Below are 6755 nucleotides of genomic sequence, written 5' to 3' on the forward strand. Positions count from 1 at the left end.
GCGGGTGACGCGCGTCACCCGCCTCTTGCGCGTGCTCCGGGACGTCGACGGGACGCTGGCCGTCGTGATGCACGACAACCCCGACCCCGACGCCATCGCTTCGGCGCTCGCGCTCGCCCGCATCGCCGACGCCGTCGGCGTCGACGCCGTCCCCTGTTACTTCGGGGAGGTCTCCCACCAGGAGAACCGCGCGCTCATCAACCTGCTCGACCTGAACCTCCGGAACCTCGACCCGGGGGCGACGATGGACGAGTACGCCGGCATCGCGCTCGTCGACCACTCGCGTCCGGGCGTCAACGACGGTCTCTCACCGGAGACGCGCGTCGACGTCGCCATCGACCACCACCCGCCGCGCGCCCCGGTCGAAGCGCGGTGTCTCGACCTGCGAAGCGGCGTCGGCGCGACGAGCACGCTCCTGACCGAGTACCTCCGACGGCTCCGCATCGAACCCGACCGGACGCTCGCGACGGCGCTACTGTTCGGCATCCGGGTCGACACGAACGACTTCTCGCGGGAGGTGTCCGACGCGGACTTCGAGGCGGCGGCCTTTCTCACCCCGCACGTCGACCACTCGGCGCTCGACCGCATCGAGGAGCCGAGCATGGGGGCGGACGTGCTCGACACGCTTGCGCGGGCCATCCGCAACCGCGAGGTGCGGGGGGACGCGCTGGCGACGAACGTCGGCGAAATCACCGACCGCGACGCGCTCGCACAGGCGGCGGACCGCCTCCTCGACATGGAGGGCGTCCACCTCACGCTCGTCTACGGCTACCGCGAGGACACGTTGTACGCCTCCGGCCGAGCCCGCGGGACAGACGTCGACCTCGGTGAGACGCTCCGCGACGCGTTCGGCTCCATCGGGAGCGCCGGCGGGCACGCCGACATGGCAGGGGCACAGGTCGACCTTGGCGTCTGGGAGGTGGCGTACGTCGAGGGCGAGGACCGGTTCGAGGACCTCGTCACGGACGTCATCACCTCACGCTTCTTCGAGACGCTCGAGACGGCCCCCGAGTCGTTGCACAGCGGCGACGGGGAACTCGGATTCGAGTACCCGTTCGAGCGGTGAGCGGTAGTCGCGGCTGGGGGTAGGGTTTTGACCTCCCTCGGCGTACCACGCGCTATGCCCGGTAAGGCGGCCGTCAAGGAGTACATGACGCGTGACGTCGCGACGGTCTCACCCACCGACACTGTTTCCGCAGTCGCACGGCGCATCGTCGAGAGCGACGGCCACAACGGCTTCCCCGTCTGTGAGTCGCGCAAGGTCGAGGGGTTCGTCACCGCGAGCGACCTGCTCCTCGCCGACGACGACGCGCTCATCTTCACCGTGATGACGGAGGACCTCATCGTCGCACACCCCGACATGGACGTCAACGACGCCGCACGCGTCATCCTCCGGTCGGGTATCCGCAAACTCCCGGTCGTCGACGACGCCGGCAACCTCGTCGGCATCATCTCCAACACGGACGTCATCCGCTCGCAGATCGAGCGCGCCACGCCCGAGAAGGTCGGGAAGCTGATGCGGACGCTCGAACAGATTCACGGCATCAAGGTCCACGAGGAGCGCGACACCGTCGACCTCGACAACCTCATCCCGACGCAGGCGCGCGTCTACGCCGACGAACTCGAGGGACGACAGTACGAACTCGAACGCGGCCTGGCCGAACCGCTGGTCGTCATCGACAACGCGGGGACGTTCCTCCTCGCGGACGGCCACCACCGCGTGATGGCCGCCCACCAGCTCGGCATCGACGAGATGGACGCGTACGTCATCGTGGTCGACGACCCGGTCGAACTGGGGATGCAACGTACCGCCCGGAAGGAAGGGTTGGAGTCCATCAGCGACATCGAAATCGTCGACTACGCCCGCCACCCGCTCGTGGAGACGACGCGTCGCCTCCAGTGACCAGTCCGTCGCCGGTGGTGCTGCCGCCGTCGCTCTGACCCCACCCAGTCACTCCCCCACGTCGTACGCCTCGCGCCACGCCGCGACGACGGCGTCGGCTTCTCCCCGTGTCTCGACGCGGTCTTCGAGGTAGAGCGAGCCCTCGGGCGCCTGCGTGAGGCGGTCGAGACGTACGACCCACGCCTCGTCGCCGCGCCGTCTGAGCCGGATGGTCGCCCACCCGTCCTCGCGGCTCCACTCGGCCACCACACCGGGGTCCTCGGGGTCCGTCTCGGTCCAGCCCATACCGGCCCGTGGACCCGGACGGTCCTGTAGCTTTCTCCGCCGCCACCCGTTTCCCGGTCAGTTGTGACTCGGCCGCGGGCGGTTACGGACGCGACACTGGTCACAGACGGGGAACCCGAGGCGGTCGTACTGGACGTCCGCCGCACACGTCGACGCGCCACAGGTGAAACACTCGTACACCGAGACCCACTCGAACGACATACACTCGGACACGACTGTCAGGTAAGTAGTTATGAACGGCGTTCGGGGACGCGAGCCCGAGTCGCTCCGGCTTAACGACCGGTTTACGCGCCGCTCGAGGGTCCCGTGCCGCCGCCCGTGAGGTCGAGGCGCGCGTCCAGTCGGGCGAGCAGGAAGAGCCCGTAGTACCGGAAGTACGTCACCACCGGAACCTGCACGACGACGCTCAGGAGGCTCCCGAGGAGGACGAACACGCTGCCGACGGCGCCGAGGACGACCAGGCCGACCCCCTGGAGTCCGACGGTGACGGCGACGACACCGCCGACGAAGACGAAGGGTAGCGAGACGACGAGCGCCCCGAGGCCGACGGCGAGGCCGACGACGACGGCGGCGGCAGCACCGAGGACCAGTCGCACGACGAGGTAGAGCGCGACTTCGCGCCACGCCGTGCGGCAGAGCGCGAGGAACCGGCGCCACGCCGAGAGGAGCGTCCGGCCCTCGCCGATCATCGTCGGGACGACGAAGTCCGTCGTGAGGCGGAGGACAACCCCCCCGACAGCCCAGACGAGTCCGGCGCCGACGACGAGGAGTGGCAGGACGACGGCCCCGCCACCGCGGGGAAGCACGCCCAGGAAGACGAGGAGGGGAACGGCGGCGGCGGCGAGCAGTCCCGCGACGACGAGCGTCCGGAAGACGAACAGGCGGAGGCCCGGGAAGAGGAACTGCCGGAACGGGCGCCGGATGTCGACCCGTCGCCGCCGGAGCGACTCGACGAGGACGAACTCCATGACCGCACCGACGACGGCGTAGGCGGCGCCGAGGACGACGGCGACGGCGACAACCGCGAGGAGGACCCACCCGACGTCGCCGAGCGAGGCGGCCGGGAGCGGGGGGAGATCGACGCCGTTCAGTGCCGTTCCCGGCGGCGACGGCGACGAAACCGCTCCCTGTGCGGCCTGTCCCGCGCCGCCGCCACCGCCGACGCCGCCGACGAAGAACGTCACGACGACGAGTCGGAGCCACGTCCGCCACGAGAGCGGGAGGAGGAGCGACTCCGTCGCTCCCCGGGCGTCGTCCAGCGCGTCGACTGCGTCCCACGACATCTCGTCCGGTGCGACGCCCGCGGGCTACTAATACTGCCCGCAGTCGTCCGGTTCGAGCGGGGGGACAGCTACTTGCCCCCGCGGGGGAAACGAGCGCGTGACCGTGACCGTCCACGAGCGACGAACCCGGGACTGCCAGGCACGCCTCCGGGATGCGGGAGCGGCCGTCGCCGTCCTCGCACCCGGGGCGAACCTCCGATACCTCACCGGCGTGACCGAGACGCCCTCCGAGCGACTGTGCTGCTGTCTCCTCCCCTCGGACGGCGACCCCGTCTTCGTCGTCCCCGACCTCTCGGGGGCGCAGGTCCGCGAGGCGACGTGGGTGTCCGACGTCCGGACCTGGCGCGACGCCGCGGACCCGACGGCGACGCTCGAAGACGCAGTCGACGACTGCGTCGCCGACACGGGGGAGGTGCTCCTCGACGGGACGATGTGGGCACGCCACGTCCTCGCCGTCCAGTCCGTCGTCGGGGACCGCCCGTTCGGCCTGGTCGAGACGGCTCTCGGCCCGCTCCGCGCCCGGAAGGACGCGGCGGAACTCGACGCACTCCGCCGCGCCGGCGCCGTCACCGACGAGGTGATGACGGGACTGTTCGCCGACGCCGACTCGCTGCTCGGGCGGTCGGAGGCCGAACTCGCCCGCGAGGTGGAACGCCGCCTCGTCGACGCCGGGGGCGAGGGCGTCTCCTTCGAACCCATCGTCGCCGCCGGCCCGAACGGCGCGAAGCCCCACCACCACGGCGATCGGACGGTCGAACGCGGCGACCCAGTCGTCCTCGACTTCGGGACGCGCGTCGACGGCTACCCGAGCGACACCACCCGGACGGTCGTCCTCGGTGGCGACCCGCCCGCCGAGTTCGAGACGGTCCACGACGTCGTCCTGTCGGCACAGGCCGCGGCCGTCGAGGCAGTCGACCCCGGCGTCGAGGCCCGGACGGTCGACCGGGCCGCTCGCGAGGTCATCGAGGCGGCGGGCTACGGCGACGCGTTCGTCCACCGCACCGGCCACGGCGTCGGCCTGGAGGTCCACGAGGCGCCGTACGTTTCCGCCGACTCGACGACGACGCTCGAACCCGGGATGGTGTTCAGCGTCGAACCCGGGGTCTACCTGGAGGGGCGGTTCGGCGTCCGCATCGAGGACCTCGTCGTCGTCACCGACGACGGCTGTGAACGGCTGAACGACGCGCCGCGTGGCTGGCGCGTCTGAGCCGCGAGGGTGGCGTCAGTCGGCGGCGCCGTCGTCTCGTTCTCGTTCGTGGGCTGGTCCTCGACTGTTCTTCCGGAGGCGCCGTCCCCCGCCCTCTGCGGCGTCACTCGGTCGACCCGGCGAGCGGGAGGCGGAGGGTGACGACGCTGCCGGTCGGGTCGTTCTCGCCGAACGAGACGGACCCCATCGACTCGGAGACGATCCAGTTGACGAGCCAGAGACCGATGCCGCTCCCGTGGTCGAGCGGCGTCTCCCGGCCGTCGACCAGCACCTCCCGTTCCTGTCGGGGGATGCCCGGACCGTCGTCGGCGACGCTGACCTCGACCGTTTCCGTCTCCTCGTCGCGTCGAACCGTCACCTCGACCGTCGGCGACAGCGACGTGGTGTGGACGACGGCGTTCTCGAGGAGGTTGTCGACCGCCAGGCCGAGGAGGTCGCTCGACCGCACGGTCGCGGGGCCGTCGAGCACACGGAGGACGAACTCGGCGAACGGCTGTTCCCGGCGTGCCTCGGTGACGCGTTCGGTGACGAGTTCGACCACGTCGACGTCCGTGACGAGGTGGTCCGCCCGTCCGAGCGTCCGTTCGGCCTCTCGGACCTTCGTCGCGAGACCGACGAGACGTGTCGCCTTCGACCCGATGATTGCGGCGGACTCCTCGGCGACCGAGGGGTCGGCCGTGATGAACTCCGCGTGGCCCTGAACGACGTTCAGCTCGTTCCTGAGGTCGTGTCTGAGGACCCGATTGAGGACGGCGAGTCGCTGCTGGTGGCGGTGTGTGCGGGTGACGTCGCGGATGGTGACGAGGCGGCCGCTGACGAGGCCGCCGAGGTGTTCGAACGACGACTCGCGGAGTTCGTACCGCCGCCGGTCCCCCGCACGGTCGAGTTCGACCTCGGTCGGGAGGTCGTCGAGATGCGCCTCGAACCCCTCGAACGCCGCGAGGAACTCCTCTGCGGCCCGGTTCGTGTCCACCACGCGGTCCTCCTCGGAGAAGACGACGACGCCCTCGTCCATCGTCTCGATGACCGCGTCGCGGGCGACTTCACGAGCCACGGGGAGGGTGTCGAACACCTCCCAGTCGACCAGTGAGACGGTGAACACCACGCCGGTGACGACGAACGCGAAGGGGGTCGGGTCGACGTCCCGCGGGACGGCCCCGGCGAGGAACGCGGCGTTGGCGACCCAGGGGACGCCCGCGGCCGCGAGGACGGCGACTGCGTGTCGGGACCGGTCCGCCGAGACGACGCACAGCAGAACGAACAGCCCCGTCCCGGCGGCGAGGAGGAGGTACGAGTGGGCCACGTGGACCCAGAACCACGGACCGCGGACGGACGTCGCCACGCCGCCCTCGCCGCCCGAGAGGAGGACGGAGTGGCCGACGACGGCCAGCACCGCCGTCGCCGTCGGGACCACGAGGAGTGCGGCCGCCAGTCGTGGCGTCACGCGCGGGCCGCGCCCGGTGTACTCGACGGCGAAGACGAACCACGCGACCGGGACGTACGCGACGACGGCGAGCCTGACGTGCGCGAACCGGAGCCGGAGGGTCGCGTCGCTCGCGAGGAGTTCACCGCCGTAGCTGACACACCAGGTGGCGACGAGGAGCATCAACACCGCCAGCGGCGCCCCGGCGACGACGTCCCGCTCTCTAACCGCCGCGACGGCGACGCCGAGCGCGAGGGCGACGGCGACCATCAGGGGCACCGACAGCACTGGCCAGCCGTCGACGAACGGACCGACGACGGATTCCACGGTTACTGTGACCGCGGGCGTCGACCTGTTGAACCTGTCGGACACGCTATCAGTCCTGAGAGCGACCACGACCCCGCCACCGTCGTCGTCAGCAACCACGCGCACACCGTCGTGTCGTCACCCAAACACTCTCGTCGGCACGGGGTGTGTGAGAGAGCATGTCTCGACTCACTCCCGAGGACCGCGACAGACTCCGTGCGGCGTTCGACAGGCAACTCGACGTCGGCCTCCACGAGGGGGCCCAGTTGGCCGTCTACGTCGACGGAGAACTCGCCGTCGACTTCGCCGGCGGGACCGACGGCCGCGGCGGCGAAACCACCGCGGACA

General features: G+C 70.8%; 7 protein-coding genes and 1 pseudogene. 4 read left to right on the plus strand and 4 right to left on the minus strand.

What is annotated here, in order from left to right:
• Together ACESK5_RS18335 and ACESK5_RS18340 are read left to right on the plus strand one after the other, a co-directional pair.
• Positions 1-1066, plus strand: a 1066-nt coding sequence (locus ACESK5_RS18335; RefSeq protein ID WP_372913027.1) for a bifunctional oligoribonuclease/PAP phosphatase NrnA, incomplete at its 5' end; no start/stop codon positions are given.
• A gap of 54 nt (positions 1067-1120) precedes the next feature.
• The gene (locus ACESK5_RS18340) at positions 1121-1903 is read left to right on the plus strand and encodes a CBS pair associated ParBc domain-containing protein (RefSeq protein WP_372913028.1); all 783 of its coding nucleotides are present in this window, start codon (positions 1121-1123) and stop codon (positions 1901-1903) included.
• Between the two features lie 48 nt (positions 1904-1951).
• Here ACESK5_RS18340 and ACESK5_RS18345 read toward each other — a convergent pair whose 3' ends face one another.
• The 3 genes from ACESK5_RS18345 to ACESK5_RS18355 form a co-directional block, all read right to left on the minus strand.
• On the minus strand, positions 1952-2188 hold the full coding sequence (locus ACESK5_RS18345) for a hypothetical protein (RefSeq protein WP_372913029.1): 237 nt from the start codon (positions 2186-2188) through the stop codon (positions 1952-1954).
• Positions 2189-2245: 57 nt separating this feature from the next.
• Positions 2246-2389, minus strand: a complete 144-nt coding sequence (locus tag ACESK5_RS18350; protein ID WP_372913030.1) for a hypothetical protein — start codon at positions 2387-2389, stop codon at positions 2246-2248.
• Between the two features lie 83 nt (positions 2390-2472).
• Positions 2473-3471, minus strand: coding sequence for a hypothetical protein (locus ACESK5_RS18355; protein WP_372913031.1), 999 nt, complete (start codon positions 3469-3471; stop codon positions 2473-2475).
• A 103-nt stretch (positions 3472-3574) separates the two neighbouring features.
• On the opposite strand from ACESK5_RS18355, the gene ACESK5_RS18360 reads away from it, so the two are divergent.
• Positions 3575-4678, plus strand: a complete 1104-nt coding sequence (locus tag ACESK5_RS18360; protein WP_372913033.1) for a M24 family metallopeptidase — start codon at positions 3575-3577, stop codon at positions 4676-4678.
• Between the two features lie 103 nt (positions 4679-4781).
• On the opposite strand, the gene ACESK5_RS18365 is transcribed toward ACESK5_RS18360, so the two are convergent.
• Entirely contained in the window at positions 4782-6428 is a 1647-nt protein-coding gene (locus ACESK5_RS18365; protein WP_372913032.1) for a histidine kinase N-terminal 7TM domain-containing protein, read from the minus strand.
• A 158-nt stretch (positions 6429-6586) separates the two neighbouring features.
• On the opposite strand from ACESK5_RS18365, the pseudogene ACESK5_RS18370 reads away from it, so the two are divergent.
• Positions 6587-6755, plus strand: a pseudogene (locus ACESK5_RS18370) (serine hydrolase); the annotation flags it as partial.

Origin of the sequence: Salinigranum sp., assembly GCF_041641895.1 — an archaeon.
GTDB lineage: Archaea > Halobacteriota > Halobacteria > Halobacteriales > Haloferacaceae > Salinigranum.

Excerpts from the sequence above, each read along its gene's own strand:
- ACESK5_RS18340 (WP_372913028.1), top strand. The coding sequence starts at position 1,121 with ATGCCCGGTAAGGCGGCCGTCAAGGAGTACATGACGCGTGACGTCGCG.
- ACESK5_RS18345 (WP_372913029.1), bottom strand. The coding sequence starts at position 2,188 with ATGGGCTGGACCGAGACGGACCCCGAGGACCCCGGTGTGGTGGCCGAG.
- ACESK5_RS18355 (WP_372913031.1), bottom strand. The coding sequence starts at position 3,471 with ATGTCGTGGGACGCAGTCGACGCGCTGGACGACGCCCGGGGAGCGACG.
- ACESK5_RS18350 (WP_372913030.1), bottom strand. The coding sequence starts at position 2,389 with ATGTCGTTCGAGTGGGTCTCGGTGTACGAGTGTTTCACCTGTGGCGCG.